General features: G+C 38.1%; 14 protein-coding genes and 1 tRNA gene. 4 read left to right on the forward strand and 11 right to left on the reverse strand.

Going from position 1 to position 18,647, the window contains the following annotated elements:
• Nucleotides 1–482 precede the first annotated feature (482 nt).
• Nucleotides 483–935: an HU family DNA-binding protein gene (locus HMPREF9144_RS03840; RefSeq protein ID WP_006044561.1), complete on the forward strand. Its 453-nt coding sequence runs from the start codon at nt 483–485 to the stop codon at nt 933–935.
• A gap of 164 nt (nt 936–1,099) precedes the next feature.
• On the opposite strand, the gene tsaE is transcribed toward HMPREF9144_RS03840, so the two are convergent.
• From tsaE to HMPREF9144_RS03865, 5 genes are all read right to left on the reverse strand, one after another.
• Nucleotides 1,100–1,510 (reverse strand): tRNA (adenosine(37)-N6)-threonylcarbamoyltransferase complex ATPase subunit type 1 TsaE, encoded by a 411-nt coding sequence (gene tsaE, locus HMPREF9144_RS03845; protein WP_006044562.1) that lies wholly within the window; start codon nt 1,508–1,510, stop codon nt 1,100–1,102.
• A 5-nt stretch (nt 1,511–1,515) separates the two neighbouring features.
• On the reverse strand, nt 1,516–3,111 hold the full coding sequence (gene porX, locus HMPREF9144_RS03850; RefSeq protein ID WP_006044563.1) for a T9SS response regulator signal transducer PorX: 1,596 nt from the start codon (nt 3,109–3,111) through the stop codon (nt 1,516–1,518).
• A 72-nt stretch (nt 3,112–3,183) separates the two neighbouring features.
• Entirely contained in the window at nt 3,184–6,801 is a 3,618-nt protein-coding gene (porW, locus tag HMPREF9144_RS03855) for a type IX secretion system periplasmic lipoprotein PorW/SprE (RefSeq protein WP_006044564.1), read from the reverse strand.
• Between the two features lie 71 nt (nt 6,802–6,872).
• Nucleotides 6,873–7,271 (reverse strand): hypothetical protein, encoded by a 399-nt coding sequence (locus tag HMPREF9144_RS03860; protein WP_006044565.1) that lies wholly within the window; start codon nt 7,269–7,271, stop codon nt 6,873–6,875.
• Between the two features lie 12 nt (nt 7,272–7,283).
• Nucleotides 7,284–8,543, reverse strand: a complete 1,260-nt coding sequence (locus HMPREF9144_RS03865) for a 3-phosphoshikimate 1-carboxyvinyltransferase (protein WP_006044566.1) — start codon at nt 8,541–8,543, stop codon at nt 7,284–7,286.
• 160 nt (nt 8,544–8,703) lie between these two features.
• Between HMPREF9144_RS03865 and HMPREF9144_RS03870 the strand changes: the two genes are divergently transcribed.
• Nucleotides 8,704–8,778: transfer RNA gene (locus HMPREF9144_RS03870), tRNA-Pro, on the forward strand.
• A 474-nt stretch (nt 8,779–9,252) separates the two neighbouring features.
• Here HMPREF9144_RS03870 and HMPREF9144_RS03875 read toward each other — a convergent pair.
• From HMPREF9144_RS03875 to HMPREF9144_RS03885, 3 genes are read right to left on the reverse strand one after another with little or no spacing between them, the layout of a single operon-like run.
• Entirely contained in the window at nt 9,253–9,519 is a 267-nt protein-coding gene (locus tag HMPREF9144_RS03875; protein ID WP_006044567.1) for a hypothetical protein, read from the reverse strand.
• Nucleotides 9,520–9,565: 46 nt separating this feature from the next.
• Nucleotides 9,566–10,261: a CDP-diacylglycerol--serine O-phosphatidyltransferase gene (pssA, locus tag HMPREF9144_RS03880; RefSeq protein ID WP_040595380.1), complete on the reverse strand. Its 696-nt coding sequence runs from the start codon at nt 10,259–10,261 to the stop codon at nt 9,566–9,568.
• Between the two features lie 20 nt (nt 10,262–10,281).
• Entirely contained in the window at nt 10,282–10,974 is a 693-nt protein-coding gene (locus HMPREF9144_RS03885; RefSeq protein WP_006044569.1) for a phosphatidylserine decarboxylase family protein, read from the reverse strand.
• A 144-nt stretch (nt 10,975–11,118) separates the two neighbouring features.
• On the opposite strand from HMPREF9144_RS03885, the gene dnaE reads away from it, so the two are divergent.
• Both dnaE and trxA read left to right on the forward strand, forming a co-directional pair.
• Complete coding sequence (gene dnaE / locus HMPREF9144_RS03890; protein ID WP_006044571.1) at nt 11,119–14,835, forward strand: DNA polymerase III subunit alpha; 3,717 nt, start codon at nt 11,119–11,121, stop codon at nt 14,833–14,835.
• A 79-nt stretch (nt 14,836–14,914) separates the two neighbouring features.
• Nucleotides 14,915–15,229, forward strand: a complete 315-nt coding sequence (trxA, locus tag HMPREF9144_RS03895; RefSeq protein ID WP_004361992.1) for a thioredoxin — start codon at nt 14,915–14,917, stop codon at nt 15,227–15,229.
• A 69-nt stretch (nt 15,230–15,298) separates the two neighbouring features.
• Here trxA and HMPREF9144_RS03900 read toward each other — a convergent pair whose 3' ends face one another.
• The 3 genes from HMPREF9144_RS03900 to HMPREF9144_RS03915 all read right to left on the reverse strand — a co-directional run bounded on the left by HMPREF9144_RS03900 (nt 15,299) and on the right by HMPREF9144_RS03915 (nt 18,636).
• Entirely contained in the window at nt 15,299–15,907 is a 609-nt protein-coding gene (locus HMPREF9144_RS03900; RefSeq protein WP_006044572.1) for an HU family DNA-binding protein, read from the reverse strand.
• A 541-nt stretch (nt 15,908–16,448) separates the two neighbouring features.
• Entirely contained in the window at nt 16,449–17,231 is a 783-nt protein-coding gene (gene lpxA, locus HMPREF9144_RS03910) for an acyl-ACP--UDP-N-acetylglucosamine O-acyltransferase (protein ID WP_006044574.1), read from the reverse strand.
• A gap of 25 nt (nt 17,232–17,256) precedes the next feature.
• Complete coding sequence (locus HMPREF9144_RS03915; RefSeq protein WP_006044575.1) at nt 17,257–18,636, reverse strand: TolC family protein; 1,380 nt, start codon at nt 18,634–18,636, stop codon at nt 17,257–17,259.
• Between the last annotated feature and the right edge of the window lie 11 nt (nt 18,637–18,647).

An 18,647-nucleotide genomic window follows, 5' to 3' on the forward strand; every position in this document is an offset into this window, starting at 1 on the left:
TCTAAAAGACTTTTTATATGTTATCTATATATTTGAGTTATTTACATAGAGATATACAAATATAGTTTCAGTTAATCTATTTTATAAATGTGGTGGCGACGTGAGTCGCTGCCATATATTAAGAAATATCATGAGTGCGAGGAATACTATGGCACAAGTGAAAAACAAATTTGTTGATACAATTGGTTCGAGAATCTACGTGGATATGGGCGAAATGAATCTGCTCTACATCTACTGAATGTCTGTTTGACAAATGCTACTGTTTGTGCTTTAACTTAAAGTGCGAAGATACTTTAACTTAAACAACGAATGGACTTTAAGTTAAACGACAAGAGGACTTTAAATTAAAGTATGAAACTACTTTAGGTTGAACAATAAAACGAATTAGAAATAGAAGGCTAATAGGCTGAATATAGAGTTACTAACAAAGGTGTTACCAAATGTGGTGGACCTTATATTTATTAATCTTTATTTTTTTACGTATGATAATTTTTAAAGTAAAAGAGAGTATTTTGAAAGTGGGGCCTAGAAAAGGTCAGAAGGCTTACAGTGCTGTGCCTAAAGCACCTAACAGGTTTTCGTCTACATGGTTAGTGGAGCGTATTGTGCGCGAAACATCGTTGAGCGAAGGCGATGTAAGAAATGTGTTGATTACGTTGCGCAACATTGTGAAAGAGATTGTATCGTTGGGTGGAGCCTTAGACTTAGGCGATATTTTCTCGCTTCGCACAGTTATAACCTCGAAGATGGAAGCCAACGAAAAAGATGTTAGCGTAACATCGTTGAAACGTCCACATATAGTGGTAACGTGGAAAGAGTCGGTGCGCAAATCTTTGGGCGATATTAAGGTAGAAGTAGACAATCCTGCACGAAAGAAGCTGAAAGAGACAGAAGAGAAACCTGCTGGAGGAGGTGGCGGACAGCCACACCCATAAAGATAATGAAAATGGGGCACAAAGAGCGCCCCATTTTTTAGTTGTATTTTTTTATTGCTTGTATTTTTAGAGCTTTAAGCCATTCTCTATATATTCTGGTATTCTTAAACCCAAATTGATAATTAGACCAAAATATGTTTAGACTCTAACGACCGAGATTTGGATTAAAACGACACAATGCGTGTGCCATCAGGTTGTTCTTCTATGTGTACCTTAATTGCATTTTCGGGTAAAATGTCCTCAATTAGTTCTGGCCATTCTAACAAACAGAGGTTTCCACTGTAGAAATAGTCTTCGTAGCCCATATCGTAAACCTCTTCTAACTTTTTAATGCGATAGAAATCGAAGTGATAAATAGGGTTGCCATTTCCATCGGTATATTCGTTAACAATAGCAAAAGTGGGCGATGTAATAACATCTTGTACACCTAAAACTTCGCAAATGGCTTTGGTAAAGGTGGTTTTACCTACGCCCATTTTGCCATAAAAGGCAAAAACTTTGTTGTTACCAATGTTGTTTATAAACAGTTTTGCAGCCTCGTGAATGGTGTCTAAGCTTTCTATTTTAATTTCCATTGTTGTTATTTTTTTGTGTTCTTTGTTAGTTTAGCACTTTTTGGTGTTAGTGTTATAAGTGGGACTATCATTTCTTCGATAGAGATGCCACCGTGTTGGAATGTATTTTTGTAGTAAGACACATAGTAATTGTAGTTGTTTGGATAGGCAAAGAAGCTATTGCCTGTTGCAAACACATAGCTTGTGCTAAGGTTTGGTGCAGGGAGTTGTGCTTGTTGTGGATTTTTTATTGTGAACACCTCTTTTGAGCTGTAACTAAGATTTTTGCCTAACTTGTATCGAAGATTGGTGTTTGTGTTGCGATCGCCAATTATTTTCACAGGTTTAGTTGTACGAATAGAACCGTGGTCGGTGGTGAGAATAATTTTATAATCGGATTTTGCCAATTCTCTGAAAACGTCTGCCAATACGTTATGTTTGAACCAACTAAGAGTTAAAGAACGGTAGGCGCTCTCGTCGCTTGCCAATTCGCGTATCATTTTCATCTCTGTACGAGCGTGCGAAAGCATATCGATGAAGTTTACCACTAATACATTCAGATTATTTTGTTGCAGATTGTTAAGCTGCTGCATAAACTTTTCTGCACCATTAGAATCGAAAACCTTATGATAGGAGAACTTATCGTGTCGTCGATAACGTTCTATTTGTGTCTGAATAAGAGGTTTTTCGTTTAGATTCTTGCCTTCTTCTTCGTCCTCGTCTACCCATAGGTTTGGAAACATTTGCGCTATCTGTAGAGGCATTAGTCCGCTGAAAATGGCATTGCGAGCATATTGTGTAGCCGTTGGAAGTATAGTCATATAGAAATCTTCGTCTATATCAAATAGCTCAGCAAGTTCTCCTGATAATATGCGCCACTGGTCTAGCCGAAGATTATCTATTACGATGAGGAAAACCTTTTCGCCTTTATCTATTGTGGGAAATATACATGTTTTAAATATATCGGGGCTCATTAGTGGGCGTGATACTGTTTCTTTATTTTTTCCATTGTTTGGCGACACCCAATTCAGATAGTTTTTGGCTATGTATTTTGCGAAACCATTGTTAGCATCTTCTTTTTGCATTGTTAGCATTTCGGTCATATTGCTATCTGCGCTACTAAGTTCTAGTTCCCATTTCACCAACTTTTTGTATACTTCTACCCAATCGTTGAAATCTCGGCAATTGCTTATTTGCATTGTAAGCTGCTGATATTCCTGTTGGTATCCAGTTTGCGCCACTTCGGTTACAATTTCTCGGCGATGAATATTCTTTTTTAATGTTAGCAATATTTGGCTAGGATTAACGGGTTTAATTAGGTAGTCGGCAATTTTTGCACCAATAGCTTGGTTCATAATATTTTCTTCTTCACTCTTTGTTACCATAACAATGGGTGTTGCAGGCTGTATTTCCTTCATTCTCTGTAAGGTCTCAAGTCCTGATAAACCAGGCATCTGCTCGTCTAAGAGAACAAGGTCGAATGTTTGTATGCTACATTGTTCTATAGCATCGGCGCCGTTACTGACGGTTACTACCTTGTATCCCTTTTTCTCAAGAAATATGATGTGGGCTTTGAGAAGTTCTATTTCGTCATCTACCCATAATAAAAGTCCGTTGCTCATATATTGTTTTTCCTTTCTTTTTCTTTAGAAGCGTTGCTTTATGCAACTCTTTATTTGTAATTTCGTGGTTTGTTAAAAACCGCCTAAATCGTAGTATTCGTCATCGAAATCGTAATCGAGTGGTTGTTGTTTCTGTGATTCCTTCTTCTTTTTATCTGTTGTTTTAACATCATCATCGAAATATATTACAGTACTATCTGTATTCTTTTTCTTTGGTTGTTCTTTCTTTTCAGAAGGCTGTTGAGGCTTCTGAGCATTCTTGCTATTCTGTAGTTTCTTCTTATCAGAAGTAGTTTCACTATTTTTTGTTTTTACTGTTTTCTGTTTATTTGAAGGCGCACCAACAGTTGTTTGAGGTGAAGAAGTTTCTGAATCTAACGGAATCTCCATAACACTATTGTCTATTGTAACAACATTCTGACCAATCTGTTCTATAGTTTTTTGTTCTTTCTTAGGCTCAATTGGCTTTGTTTCTGTTTTTTTGTTAGATGTTCCTTCTATCGGTATCACCATTTCTGTATTGTTGATGGTGTTTCCTGTTTTTTTCTTTTTAGAAGAATCTTCTATTGGAACAACTATTTCTGTATTGTTCACATTGTTCTTCGAATTCTTCTTATTCGTAGTTTCTTCTACGGGAATAATAACTTCGTTGTTATTTGTATTACTCTTTGGTTCTTCCTTTTTAGCAGGTTCTTCTGCAGGAACAACTATTTCTGTTGGAGCAACTTTTTTGTTTTCTGTTTTTTTCTCATCTTCAATAGGAATGGTCATTCCATTATCTATAGGCTCTAATCCTTGTTCACGAGCATTAAGGTCGGTTTCTGTTGGATTTTTACTTTCTATTTCTTCTTGCAAATCACGTTCTTTCTCTCGTGGTGTTGCCACTTCAGCAGGCTCAGACAGTAGATAGTGCTTCGTTACTTGCAATGGAGCAAAGTGTTTAGCATAGAAGTCTTCGTAATCTTTATAGCTAAACGATGTTCCTATGAGTTGTAAGTTCTTGTTGCTAATAATAATAGCCTTTGTGTCTTTGCTTAACTGAGCTATTACATTCTTATTATTGAAAAGTTGGCGTGCATATTGATATGCTTCATCGAAACTTCTGAAGCCCGACAAAGCCATTTGGTGTAAACCTTCTATATTTTCAATTTCTATTTCGAAGTTGCGTACATAGAAGCTTGTAAAATTAAAGCGTGCCATCTCAAAAAGCAGTTTATTCTCTGATAAAGAGTCAGGATTATACACCAACAGGAACTTGAAATCTATGTCCCTATCTGGTGAGAACTTCACTTGTTTGATACTGTCGCTATCGTTCAGCACATTGGTACGATAGTTCCAAACATCACCAAGGTCGAACTTGCTATTGTGTATTTTCTTTCCAGCTTTTACACCATTCACAATCATTCCTGCCATTTCGCTGATACGACTTTGTGGATATTTCTCTACAACGGTCTTCATTTCGTCTATGCAACCATTGATGTTACCTTGGTTAAGTTTGTTTAATCCATCTATAAACAAGAATTTATCGCGATTTGCTCCCATTGGGAAACGTTCATCGGAAATGCGTTTATTGGCAGCAACCTCGCTGAAACGATTGTTCTTAAATGCCTCGTAAGTAGATGCATATAGTGAATCTTCAATATGTTCTCCAAACTTTGCGTTCTCTTTAAAGTAGGGGTCAGTAAGCAACGCTGTCCATTGACTTTTTGGATATTTCGTTTTAAGTTTGTCTATATAGCTATTAGCCAAAGTAGTTTCGCCTTTACGCATATACAAAAGATACAGATGATAATACACATCGTCCATTTGTTCGTAGTCAGGATAGTTATCGCTTACACGGCGTAAGGCTTTTTCGGCTAAGCGAAGATTGTCTAACCTATCTTTGAAAATGACCCCTGAATGGTGTAAGCCAGCCTCTAAAATTTTATTGCTTGCTGCTAACTGTTCTGGTGTAAATGGTATTTGTGCTAAATAGTATGCACGTTTGTGTGGATCGTTTTGTGCTGAATCTCGTTTATTACTAATTGAGTCTAACTTTGCCTCTTCTTTTGCAATAGAGTCTCGTTGAGCATTGGAGAGTTCATTTGTGTTGGTTATGCCTCCAACTACAGTTTTGTTAATACGCTGCCAGTTGTCTATGTTTTCACGTTTACCCCACAATTGTTGGAACGTTGCCTTACCTTGCTGCACAGCTATGGGATTGTAGAAATACCATGTAGCATCTTGTTGTTGTCTGTTGGGGCGAGTTGGACGTTGAAGCGGATTGTCGTTGTCTGCATTAATGCCTCCATTCTGTGCCATTTGCTGTGTAGCTTCTTGTTCAGCTTGTCGGTTTCGCTCTTCTTTTTCCTTCTTCTTTAGTGCATTTATTACTCTATCAATTGCTGCAAAACGTTCTGATTCTGGACATTTAGCTAGATATTGCAACGAATCTTGTAGCTGCACAGCCTCTGTATGTGGTGTTAGTTCATCAAGAACCTTTGTACGCTCCGACAATTGTTCGTAATCTTTACGATCTTTATCTAGTAGACCAAGTGCTTCGTTATAGCAACGACGCGCATCGCTAAACTTTTCCTTTTCCCAATACAAGTTACCTAATCGCAAAAGTAGTACACCTTTCTCTATTCCGCTGCGTGTAGATTTTTTGTATCCTTGTTCGTAGGCAGCAATAGCATTTATTGTATCTTTGTTGGTAAGATAAATATTTCCCATTGCATAGAATACCTGGTCTAGATAATCTTTATTCTTGTCAGATGCAACCATACGTTTCAGGCGGTTCACCATTTGTTTGGTTTGTCCAGCTGCCATCACTTCGGTTGCAGCAACACGTGCATTAAACTCTAACTCATAGGGAGGATTTGAACGAATTACGTGTTGGAAAGCATTGTAAGCAGCATCTTTATTACCAAGTGCAGCCTGAATTTGTCCCATAAGATACCATTCGCGTGCCTTTTGTTTGCGTCGCATCTCCTGTTTAATAACTCTACGTAGATAGGGTACAGCTTTATCTAACTCTCCCGTATGTATATAATAGTCGGCAAAGGTATAGTCCCATTCACGAACAGCACGCCAATCTATCGAATCTCGTTGTATATTGCGGATAACATCTTCTGCATCGTAAAGCCACCCTGCCTCTATGTACGATTTTGCTAACCATGCTCGGGCTTTACCATAGATGGCAGGTTGTGTTCGATAGAGTCTGCTCATATAAGAAAAAGTGGTAGCAGCATCTTCGAAGGAACCCTTATAAAATTGCGAACGTCCCATAAGCATCCACGCTTTCCATAGAAATGGATTGTATTCTCTACGCGATAACCATTCAATATCTTTCTCTGTTTTACGTCTCGACTTATTCCATTCTGGTTTCTTCTTTATGCTGTGGCGTGCAATTGCCTTTTCTGCTTTTTCAATTGCGCGTTCAAAGTTAGCTTTTCCTAAGTCTTTGCTAGCTTTGTTGCCTACAGTGTAAAGCGGAATCATCTCAGTGAAGTTGTCTTTATTGCCATTTTCTTTTTCTATCGATGCATCGATATAAGCTTGTGCACCATTATAATATGTATTGTATTTGGCATTAAAAGCATGCCACCATCGTGTTTGCGAGGTGTTATTTTTGGTTGAACAGCTTACTATAAGTATAGTAAGTGCTGCTATGAATGCGATATAGATATATTTTGCGTACTTCAACTTCACGTATTAATAAACTCTTGAAAGTTTGTTTTTATTGTCTTTAAAGTATATTACTTATAGTTTTTTCTTGTTTCTTAGCCTTCAATCATTGCAATTAACTCATCTTTTATCTGGTTGGGAACATTAATTCCACGAAGAATAAGACTTCTATTCCAACCTTTTACCTCGTCAGGACGCATTGTGTAGAGCACTTCTGCGAACTCTTCAGCTTCATCGTTTGTATATTTGTTCGATTCTCTTCCTTTGAAACGGTCTAGTTCTTCATCGTTGTAATATTCTACTTCTTTTATAGCAGCCTCCATCATACAAGTTTGTTCACAACTTTCATCTAAGCCATTACAAGTAGTGCAATCGCCAGATGCAGGTATAATAATGTCGGGTTCAGCATTGTTGTGCCGACTAATTAGAGTTGAGACACCAACAATAATGCCCATTCCTACTATAATCAATATTCCTATAAGTATAATATTCATATAAAGTTTGTTCTATTCTTGTTCTATTTCTTCTATTGAGAAACCTACCTTTCGTAAATCGTCCCAGAAATGTGGATACGATTTTGATACTACTTCTGGATTATTTATGAAGAGTTTACCCAGTTTAATGCTTAAAGGCGCAAAGGTCATTGCCATGCGATGGTCTTTATAAGTGTCTATTATTATGGGTTTAGAAACCTCGCAGCGTTCACCATTCCACGTCATTTCAGAATCATTAGAATCGTGTAATACATAACCTAACTTTGCCATTTCGTTTTTCATAGCCTCTATACGGTCTGTCTCTTTTAGTTTAAGACTGCTTAGCCCCGTAAACTTAAAGGGAATATTCATTATGGGGCAGAGGGCTATTAGTGTCTGTGCTAAGTCTGGTTGATTTTTAAAATCGTATTCCAAACGAGACAATATTTGTGGCTTTCTAGTGATGGTTACATCTGTAAGTTCGTCCATCTCTTTATCTGCAAAAATGGTTTTTACACCTAATAACGAAAAGATATATTTTATAGCAGAGTCGCCCTGACGAGAACCGTTCTTAAGTCCTGTAAAGCGAATGTATGACTTGCTATCATTCATCAGCGTGAGTATGGAATACCAATAACTAGCTGCTGTCCAATCGTTTTCTATTGTGTAGTTGCGTTCTGTGTAGTGCTTAGGGTAGATAGTTATTGTATCTACATCTGTCCACTCTGCATCTGCACCATATTCGTGCATTAAATTCAGTGTGAGATCGATGTATGGTCTAGAAATAATATTACCCACAAGTTTTAGTTTTAAACCTTTTTCGAATGTAGGTCCTATCATTAACAATGCTGAAATATATTGCGAGCTAACGTTGCCTGCTATTTCTACGTATCCACCTTTTAGTTCTTTGCCTCTGATGCGTATTGGTGGAAATCCCTCTTCTTCTATGTATTGAATATCCGCCCCAAGCGAACGGAGAGCATCTACCAATATTTTTATAGGTCGTTGTTTCATTCGTGCAGTTCCTGTAAGAATATGTTCGCCTTTACTTACAGCTAGATAGGCGGTCATAAAGCGCATTGCAGTGCCTGCAGCTTTGATGTCTATCTCATAAGGATTATTCTTAAAAGCGCGTTCTATAACTACGGTGTCATCACAGGTAGACAGGTTGTTGGGTACAATTTTTCCACCTGCAAGCGCATGAATAATTAGTGCACGATTGCTAATACTCTTCGATGCAGGGAGTTGTATAGTCTCTTCTATATGTGATGGGGGTGTTATTTTGTATTGCATATTGTTAATCCATTGGATTTTTAAGACCCTTTTCTATTTGTTCTAAAGTCTTCTTTTTGCTATACAAAAATACAAATAAAAGTTGGGAATGTTAGAAAAATACTCTTAAAAGTTTGCTAATCTCTTAAAAAGTAATTAATTTTGCACCGTTAATTCTAAACGGGATGTAGTTCAGTAGGTTTAGAATGCTGGTCTGGGGGACCAGTGGTCGCTGGTTCGAGTCCAGTCATCCCGACAGCAAAGAGTGTAAAGGTGAATGGAAAACCTTTGCACTCTTTTTTTAGCGAGATCTGGTTAAGGAGAACGCAGATTAAGCCTCTATAGAAAATAGGAGAGGATATTCTAAACAGCATCTACCGTTTATTCACAAATCAGGCGAAATATCTCAGATGGATATAAAAATAATCAGATTTTAGCTACTCTTGTTTTAGATATCTGTCACGCTCGTTTCAGATATCTGTCAGTTGTGTCTCAGATATCTGTCAGTTGCGAATTAGATATCATAACAAATAATAATCTTTGTGGTCTTATATAAAGATAGCAGAAAGCTATTGATTCTGATGGGGAATATAAGTCCCTTTATTTAAGTTATTATATGAAAACTTTCAATAGCTATAAAAAAGAGTTATTAGCTTTCTTTGTTAAAAAAATAAAATATTTTGGAAAACAAATATTCTTTGCGTCTTTTCTTTAAAAGAAGAGCATTCTCTTAGTACTTATTATTTTTAGATTCAGTATTGCTGTCAACGAAATCAACGTATTCACCCTCATCGTCGCCAATTATCTTTCTGTCGCGTTTAGATTTTGGGCGATGATCTACGATGGTGTTACCGTTAATATTTATTCCTTCCTCTGTATTTTCATGGCGAAATCTGCGTTGAGTACGTGTTATAACTTTATAGAACTTGAAAGCTATAAAGAATAGAATGACAAAGAATGCAATGAATATAAGAAAGATAAATTTTAAGAGAATCATAATTCCTTATTTATAGGTCTTACTTGGAGTTAAAACCCATTGATTTTTATTTCTTTATAATGTACGATATAATTACATACCACGCTACAATGATGGCAAACCCTGTAATACCAAATATGGCAATTAGAGGAATACAAGTGAGCAAGAATATGTATTTAATCTGATTCTTTTTCCATCCCCATTCCTTAAATTTAAGTGCGAACATAGGAATTTCGGAAACCATTAACCATGAGCTTATAAAGATTCCTACGATTATGAAAATGCACATAAGGGGAGAGGAATCTATTCTTTTACCCAGTCCGATAAGAAGTGAACCCCAAAAGAGAGCATTAGCAGGAGTTGGTAATCCAATAAATCCGAGAGTCTGTCGTTCATCAAGATTGAATTTTGCTAATCGTAGTGCAGAGAATGCAGCCATAATATATGCAATAAAAGGTAGAATGCCACGTAATGATTCAAGAAGGGAAGGATAAGACATTATACCCAGTTTGCTAAACAAAATTGTAGATGGAGCAACACCAAACGTTACTATATCAGCAAGAGAATCAAGCTCTTTCCCTATTGGAGAACTTACTTTTAATAATCGTGCAGACATACCATCGAAGAAGTCAAATACAGCTCCTATGATAATCCATGTAAACGATATTTCAATCTTGCCACTGAAAGCGTATGCAATGGCTATACAACCTGATATAAGATTGCAACAAGTTATAGTGTTGGGAATGTGCTTCTTAATAGCCATATTCAAAGTATATTTGTTAATTAGCTAAGTCTTGCTATCACTGTTTGGTCTCCTACAGTAGATTGTCCCATTTTTACACAAATCTCAGAGTCTATTGGTAAGAAGACATCAACGCGGCTACCTAATTTTATGAAGCCTAAATGTTCATCAATAAAACATTCTTCTTTCTCTTTCGCATAGGTTACAATACGCCGTGCAACAGCACCTGCTATCTGTCGACATAGAACATCTCTTCCATCAGGAGTTGTAATGATGATATCGGCATGTTCGTTTTCTTCACTTGCCTTTGGTAACCATGCTTTATGATAATTTCCATTGAAGTGTTTCACAAACTTAACAGTTCCATCTACAGGGAACCAATTGGCATGTACATTCCAAAGGCTCATAAATATAGATACCATAATTCGTCGTTCATGAAAATATTTATTCTCATCAACTTCTTCTATAACAACTATATGCCCATCGGCTGGAGCTACAACAATCTTTTCCGTATCTTCTCCATCAAAATAGCGGATAGGACAACGATAGAAGTTTAAAACTATACAATAAATAGTTCCAAAGATGGCTATAAATATCCAAAAAGGTATTTTAGAGGCTATACCAAACCATAATAAAAGAGCTATCAGTCCAATGCCGATACCTCCATATAGAAGCTGGTCTGTGCCTTCGTGATGTAATCTTATTTTCTTGAGTTTCCTCTTAAATCTTCCCATTCTGTGGTAGTATGGTTTTTAACGAATGCAAAGATAATTATTTTTTATTACTCTCACAAATTTTTACTCTTATTCTTTTGGTATCTCGTGTATAAGTAGTATCTTTGAAATCCCAAAAAGAATAGCAGTATATAATAATAAACAATGGAAGATTTCGTACATTTACACGTTCATACATATTATTCGGTGCTTGACGGACAGTCAAAAATACCTAATCTTGTTGATAAGGCAATTAAAAATGGTATGAAGGGTATGGCTATTACCGATCATGGTGTAATGTTCGGAATAAAAGAATTCTCAGATTACTGTGCTAATATCAATAAGAAGCGGAAGAAGAATGGAGAAGAACCTTTTAAACCTATCTTCGGCTGCGAAATGTATGTAGCGCGAAGACGAAAAGAGAATAAGGTAAAGGATATGCACGATAATTCTGGTTACCACCTTATAGTGTTAGCAAAGAATTATCAAGGATATAAAAACCTTATAAAATTAGTATCGCGCTCTTGGGTAGATGGCTTTTATTATCGCCCACGTACTGACCGTGTTGATTTAGAGAAATACCATGAAGGGCTAATAGTATGCTCTGCTTGCTTAGCTGGTGAGATTCCACGTAATATCTTAAAGGGAGATATGAATGCAGCGCGCGAGACTGTGGAATGGTATAAAAAAGTTTTCGGTGATGATTTTTATCTAGAGTTACAACGCCATGAAGTAAAGGACCCAACGCTAGTTGCCAATCGAGATGCTTTTCCATTACAACAGAAGGTTAATAGGGTATTGTTGCAATTTGCAAAAGAATATAATATTAAATATGTGTGTACTAACGATTGTCACTTTGAAGATAAGGAGACTGCAGAAGCACACGACCACCTTCTTTGTCTTGCAACACAAGAAAGTTTGGACTCGCCTACACGAATGCGTTATTCGAAACAAGAATGGTTTAAAACACGCGAGGAGATGAACGATGTGTTTGCTGATGTACCAGAAGCACTGATCAACACTTTGGAGATTCTCAATAAGGTAGAGATGTATAGTATAGATAATGGACCTATTATGCCTGTCTTTCCAATTCCAGAGAGCTTTGGAACAGAAGAAGAATGGCGTAAAAAGTTCACGGAACAGCAACTTTACGAAGAGTTTACTACAGATGAGAATGACGAGAATCCATTATCTCCAGAGGACGGACAAGCAGTAATAAAACGTTTAGGAGGTTATAAAGAGATTTATCGTATTAAGTTTGAGGCTGACTATTTATCTAAATTAGCACACGATGGGGCTAAGAAACTCTATGGCGATCCTATCCCAGAAGATGTTCAGAAAGCCATAACGTTCGAGTTGCACGTTATGAAAACGATGGGTTTTCCAGGTTACTTTCTTATAGTTCAAGACTTTATTAATGCCGCACGCAATGAACTTGGGGTGATGGTTGGACCTGGACGTGGCTCTGCTGCTGGATCGGTTGTTGCTTATTGTTTAGGAATAACACGTATAGACCCTTTGAAATATGATTTGCTTTTCGAACGTTTCTTAAACCCCGACCGTGTAAACCTTCCTGATATTGATACCGACTTCGACGATGATGGACGTGGAAGAGTGTTACAATGGGTAACAGATAAATATGGTGAAGAGAACTGTGCACACATTATTACTTATGGTACGATGGCAACCAAAAACTCTATTAAAGATGTTGCACGTGTAGAAGGATTACCTATAGAATTAGCAAACCGACTTTGTAAGGCTATTCCAGAACGTCTCCCAGATGGCTTGAAGATGAATTTAAACAATGCCATTGCTTGCACTCCATTATTGCAAGAAGCTGAAGTAAGTGAAGATGCGCGCGAACGAAATACTATTAAGTATGCTAAAATGTTAGAAGGTACGGTGCGCACCACTGGTATTCATGCGTGTGGATTCATTATCTGTCGCGATCCTATTAGCGATTGGGTGCCGGTTTCTACTGCCACTGACCCAGATTTCCCAGAAAAGAAGGTTCCTGTAACGCAGTATGATGGACATGTCATAGAATCAACAGGACTTATTAAGATGGACTTCCTTGGTTTGAAAACCCTATCAGAAATAAAGGAAGCGTGTAAAGTTATAAAGCAAACCACAGGCGATATAATAGATATTGACAATATTCCTATTGATGATGAACTCACCTATCGGCTTTATCAGCGTGGGCAAACTGTAGGAACGTTCCAGTTTGAATCGGCAGGAATGCAGAAATATCTGCGCGAATTGCATCCAACTGTATTCGAAGACCTTATTGCAATGAATGCGCTCTATCGCCCAGGACCGATGGATTATATTCCTGACTTTATTAAGCGTAAGAATGATCCTTCGTTGGTAAAGTACGATATTCCGTGCATGGAAAAGTATTTAAAAGATACGTATGGCATTACGGTTTATCAGGAGCAAGTGATGTTGCTTAGTCGTCAGCTTGCTAACTTTACGCGTGGCGAAAGCGATGCTTTGCGTAAGGCGATGGGAAAAAAGAAGAAAGCCATTGTAGACCAAATGAAACCTAAGTTCCTTGCGCAAGGAAAAGCCAATGGGCACGACCCCGAAGTGTTGGAAAAGATATGGGGCGACTGGGAAAAGTTTGCCAGTTATGCTTTTAACAAGTCGCATGCTACGTGTTATTCGTGGGTGGCTTACCAAACTGCTTATTTAAAAGCACACTATCCAGCACAATTTATGGCAGCTTTAATGACACGCCGCTTCAGTCAGATTACCGAAATAACAAAGCTGATGGAAGAGTGTAAGGCTCTTAAAATATTAACGCTTTGTCCTGATGTAAATGAAAGTCAGATAGGGTTCAGCGTGAATAAAAAGGGAGGCATACGTTTTGGTCTTTCAGCTATAAAGGGAATGGGAACGGGTGCAGCTATGGCTATTGTGAGCGAAAGAGATAAGAATGGACCGTATAAAAACATATTCGACTTTGTTGAACGTATAGACCTTAGCAATGTAAACCGGAAGGCTTTTGAAAACTTAGCAAAGAGTGGTAGCTTTGATGGATTAGGCTTACAGCGCGAAGAATACTTTGGTGTAAATGCAAAAGGTGTGTGTTTTCTCGACTCGTTAATTAAGTATGGACAATTGTTCCAACAAGAAAAGGCACAAATGCAGCACTCGCTTTTTGGTGGAGATGATGCGATAGAGATTGCGCAACCGCCTATTCCAAAAGCCGACCGTTGGCCAAGTGTAGAGAAACTGAACAATGAACGTGAATTAATTGGCATATACCTTTCAGCCCACCCATTAGATGATTACAGCGTGATAATGAACAATATGTGTAACACGCATATAGAGGAAATTGGACGAGGGGCTGATTTAGAAAAACTGTCGGAACGCGATGAAATTACGTTTGGCGGAATTATAACTAGCGTAAATGAACGCTTTTCGCAGAAAACGGGCAAACCTTTTGGTATTGTTACCATTCAGGATTTTAAGAACTCGGGCGAACTTACTTTGTTTGGCGACGACTGGATGCGATGGAATGGACTAATGAAAGAGAATTATACTATCTTTATAACGGCAAAATGTCAGCCACGATATCGCAACAGTAATCTGTTTGAACTGAAGATACAGAACGTGGAGCAACTATATGATGTAAAGAAACACCGACTGGAAAAGTTTACGATTATGATGGATACATCTACTGTGGACGACCGTACTGTTTCGGAACTGGTTTCGTTGGTAGAGCGAAACGAAGGCGATACGCAGCTTTACTTTGAGCTACACACGGCAGACCAAGCTTCTGTAACGCTTCACTATCGCAACAAAGGTGTTGATGTAGACCGCTCGTTGCTCGACTTTATTGCCAACGAAGAGAATATGGAATATAAGATAAACTGACAAACTAAGAAAGTTGGCACAGTGTTTGGAGTATTAAATGAAATTTTAAATATAATTGTTTAACAAAAATCTAAAAGACATGGAAGTAGAAATTACAACCGAGAACTTCGAGAGTTATAAGAATGGCGAATTGCCATTGGTAGTTGATTTATGGGCAACATGGTGTGGACCATGCAAGATGATAGGTCCAGTTATATCTGAATTGGCTAACGATTACGACGGCAAAATTGTTGTTGGAAAGTGCAATATAGAAGATAACGACGACATTGCCATTGATTATGGAGTACGCAATATTCCTACAATTCTATTCTTTAAGAATGGTGAATTGGTAGACAAGTTTGTGGGTGCTGCATCTAAAGACAAGCTCGACGAAAAGTTCAAAACTTTGCTTTAATGTAAGCAGAATTGTACAAATGTTATTAAGGCACCGAACGCTAACTGTTTGGTGCCTTTTTCTGTGCGCTTACTTTTCTGTTTCTACACGTGTAAACAGTTTGGTGCGACCACGCCCAATGTTGTGTATCTTGCCTTTGCTTTCTAATTTTGACGTGATACGATATGCGTACGAACTTGACAAATTAAGCTGAAAGCGAAACTCTTCTACTGTGAAGAAAGTATTTTCGGCAAGCAATGCATTAATGGCTTCGTCTATTTCAGACTCTGTGGGCACTTTTGTTTTGTTGTATTTATAGGTAGCGTTTACGAATTCGGTGTTTCTGAGTGCCTCCATCATCTCCTTATCGGGACGAAACTTCACCGTGCGAACTTTGGCATTGCGCAGCCTGTAGTGATGTGTGCGCGGATCTTCGTACACGTCGCCTTTTACGGAGAGTGAGAAATGACCAAGTCCTGGCAAGTGTACGCTCTTGCCCGACTGCAGGTTGTGTACTATCTCATCGCACAAACCAGCCACTGCTCCCACAATATCGGCACTTGTAAGCGACATAGCTCCTTCTATGTTTTTGGCTATTCGCCTTAAGCCAACCTTTTGGTTTTCCACAATCACTGCTCTGTATTCAGTCTTTTTTGCCGATGTACTATAGTTTTTTAATAGCTTGTAATCTACACTCATAATTGGTTCTTTTTTATATTTATGGGTTTCTGTTTTGTTTAAATGCGCTTTAATTTGTATTTATCACCGTTGTAATGGTATTTTAATGGTGTTTTAATGATGATTATATGCTTGATGAATCATAATTATATCCCTATCTAATGTTATTACTTAAATTTAAGTAGACAGTTACTTAAGTTTAAATAGATTATTATTTAAGTTTAAGTAGATAGTTGCTTAATTTAAGTAACACAATTTGATAACTACAAAAATACAACAATATCCTGAGAGAAACGAAAGAAAGTAGGGTGAAAATTACGGTGTATACGTGCTATCGTGTTTGTTTCCTCGTTATATAGCAAAATCTTGTAGGTGTTTCTGTGTTTTTTGGCGTATGTTTCCATAGCTTGTAAGTCTGTTTTGTTTAGAAGCGCAAACCTGTTTGCTGTCTGTGTCTGTGCCTTTTTTGTTGCAGTTTTTCTTAGGTCAGCATAAAACAAAAGTCCTGTCAAACGCTGGTTAAGGCAGTTGGCAGGACTTTTGTTAAGTATCTTTCTTGTGTTTACAGTTTGCAAATGATACCTTGTTCTGTTTTCTGAATAAACTCTACTATGTTTCTAATTTCAGGCGAATCGGGCACCTGGTCGTTCACTTGTATACAAGCATCGAACACAGAAGTTTGTCCGTGGAACACTAATCGGTAAGCATTAGCAATGTGTTTTATAACCTTTTCGCTAATTCCCAGTTCTCTACATATAGATGTATTTACGCTGTCGTAAGCAATAGGATTGCCACCTGCTACGATATACGGTGGAATATCGCGCGCAAAGGTAGTTCCTGCTGTTATATAGGCAGCAGTTCCCACACGTGTATTTGCTTTTTGAATGACGCTTGACGAGAAGATTGCGTGGTCGGCAATCTCGCAATCGCCTGCAATTTTGGCTCCATAGCTAAATATGCAGTGGTTGCCCACTTTGGTGTCATGGCTAATGTGTACACCTTCCATAAGAAAGTTGTCTGACCCAATAACGGTGCTACAACCTCTATGTGTAGCACGGTTTATTACTACGTTTTCTCTAATAATATTGTTATCGCCAATAATACATTCGCTTTTTTCGCCAACGAAATTAAAATCTTGTGGCAATGCACTAATAACAGTGCACTGATGAATTTTGTTTCGGGCCCCAATTCGACTACCATTTAAGATGCTTACGAACGGGAATATAACACAGTTGTCGCCAATAACAACATCGTCTTCTATATAAACAAATGGAAATATTTTGCAACCGTCGCCTATTTTAGCTTTTGGCGAAACATCGGCTTTTGGACTAATCTCACTACTCATACTTGTAAATGTATTTTAAAGAAACTTATTTCGACCCTCCACCAAGTGCATAGTAAAGGTTTACAATGGCTTGCAACTTAGAGAATTGGTCTTGCACTTGCGATATTTCAGCGTTAAGCAAGTTTTGTTGTGCTGTAATTACTTCGAGATACGAACTTGAACTTTGCGAGTACAACATTTGTGTTTGTTCTACATTCTTTTTCAGAATATCTATCTGTTGTGTGTAAAGCTGGTTCTTTTCGTTAGCAGCATTGTATGCTACGAGTGCATTGCTTACCTCTGAGCCTGCAGTGAGTATGCTGTTTTGCCACTTGTTGTATGCTATTTTGTATTGGTCTTCAGCCACACGTAGCCCGGCTTTAAGTTTTCCTTGCATAAATATGGGCTGAGTTAAACCTGCAATAGCATTGAAAAGCAACTTTGCTGGATTTACCATTCCATTGCCGTTGCTCCAACCACCAGTTCCTGTTATGGTGAGCGACGGATAGAAGCGAGCACGTGCTTCGTTCACATTATAAAAACATTGCGCTAATGACATTTCGTAAGCGTGAACATCAGCACGATTGCTTAATAGCTCTACGCCTACGCCACCAGAAAAGTTAGAAGGTAAATTCTGGTTGTCTAAAGTTCCGCGAGCAATGCTGTGCGCAGGCTCTCCCATTAGTAAACTTAGCGAGTTTTCAGCTTCACGAATTTGTCTTTTAATATCAGTTGCCTGTGTCTGAACGCTGTAATATGCCGATTGTGCACTCTGCACGCTGGTAGAACGTGCTCTGCCATAATCCATTTGCAGTTGCATCATGTCCCATGTGCTTTTGGTGAGTGTAGCCATATCGGTAACAATTTTATTCTGACGGTCGAGCATTAGCAACGTATAATAAAGGTTAGCAACGTTACAAATAAGTTTTGTTTGCACCGCCACTTTATAGTCTTGCATTTGTATCATAGACATTTGTGCCGCCTTTTTAGCATTGCGCAACTTACCAAAAAGATCAATCTCCCAACTTGCTGTTATAGGCAACGTGTACGACTTAGTAGCTTCAACGTGTGAACCAAAGTGCGATATGGTGCCTTGTGGTGTGAGTGCAACCGTTGGCAAGAACGCCAATTTGGCAGAGTTGAGTTGCTGTTCAGCAATATCAATATTAAGTGCAGCATTGAGAAGATCTGGATTATTAGCCAAAGTCTTTTCTATAATTGCCTGCAGATATGTGTCGGTAAACATACTGCGCCATGGTAGCTGGCCAAAATTGTTAGTTCCCTCTAACGTTGCTTCATCGTTTACGGGGTCTCGCACAATTCCATTCATCTTAACTTCTGGGCGTTCGTATGTTCCATATAGGCTTTTGCAACCAGTCAGCGACATAGTTGCAAGTCCTATAATAATTATCTTTCTTATATTCATAACTTTCTTAC

This window comes from Prevotella pallens ATCC 700821 (genome assembly GCF_000220255.1).
GTDB classification, from domain to species: Bacteria; Bacteroidota; Bacteroidia; order Bacteroidales; family Bacteroidaceae; genus Prevotella; species Prevotella pallens.

What these genes read in the sequence shown, in the direction of transcription:
- HMPREF9144_RS03840 (WP_006044561.1), top strand. Translation starts at nt 483, where the DNA reads ATGATAATTTTTAAAGTAAAAGAGAGTATTTTGAAAGTGGGGCCTAGA.
- tsaE (WP_006044562.1), bottom strand. Translation starts at nt 1,510, where the DNA reads ATGGAAATTAAAATAGAAAGCTTAGACACCATTCACGAGGCTGCAAAA.
- porX (WP_006044563.1), bottom strand. Translation starts at nt 3,111, where the DNA reads ATGAGCAACGGACTTTTATTATGGGTAGATGACGAAATAGAACTTCTC.
- HMPREF9144_RS03860 (WP_006044565.1), bottom strand. Translation starts at nt 7,271, where the DNA reads ATGAATATTATACTTATAGGAATATTGATTATAGTAGGAATGGGCATT.
- HMPREF9144_RS03865 (WP_006044566.1), bottom strand. Translation starts at nt 8,543, where the DNA reads ATGCAATACAAAATAACACCCCCATCACATATAGAAGAGACTATACAA.
- HMPREF9144_RS03875 (WP_006044567.1), bottom strand. Translation starts at nt 9,519, where the DNA reads ATGATTCTCTTAAAATTTATCTTTCTTATATTCATTGCATTCTTTGTC.
- pssA (WP_040595380.1), bottom strand. Translation starts at nt 10,261, where the DNA reads ATGGCTATTAAGAAGCACATTCCCAACACTATAACTTGTTGCAATCTT.
- HMPREF9144_RS03885 (WP_006044569.1), bottom strand. Translation starts at nt 10,974, where the DNA reads ATGGGAAGATTTAAGAGGAAACTCAAGAAAATAAGATTACATCACGAA.
- dnaE (WP_006044571.1), top strand. Translation starts at nt 11,119, where the DNA reads ATGGAAGATTTCGTACATTTACACGTTCATACATATTATTCGGTGCTT.
- trxA (WP_004361992.1), top strand. Translation starts at nt 14,915, where the DNA reads ATGGAAGTAGAAATTACAACCGAGAACTTCGAGAGTTATAAGAATGGC.
- HMPREF9144_RS03900 (WP_006044572.1), bottom strand. Translation starts at nt 15,907, where the DNA reads ATGAGTGTAGATTACAAGCTATTAAAAAACTATAGTACATCGGCAAAA.
- lpxA (WP_006044574.1), bottom strand. Translation starts at nt 17,231, where the DNA reads ATGAGTAGTGAGATTAGTCCAAAAGCCGATGTTTCGCCAAAAGCTAAA.
- HMPREF9144_RS03915 (WP_006044575.1), bottom strand. Translation starts at nt 18,636, where the DNA reads ATGAATATAAGAAAGATAATTATTATAGGACTTGCAACTATGTCGCTG.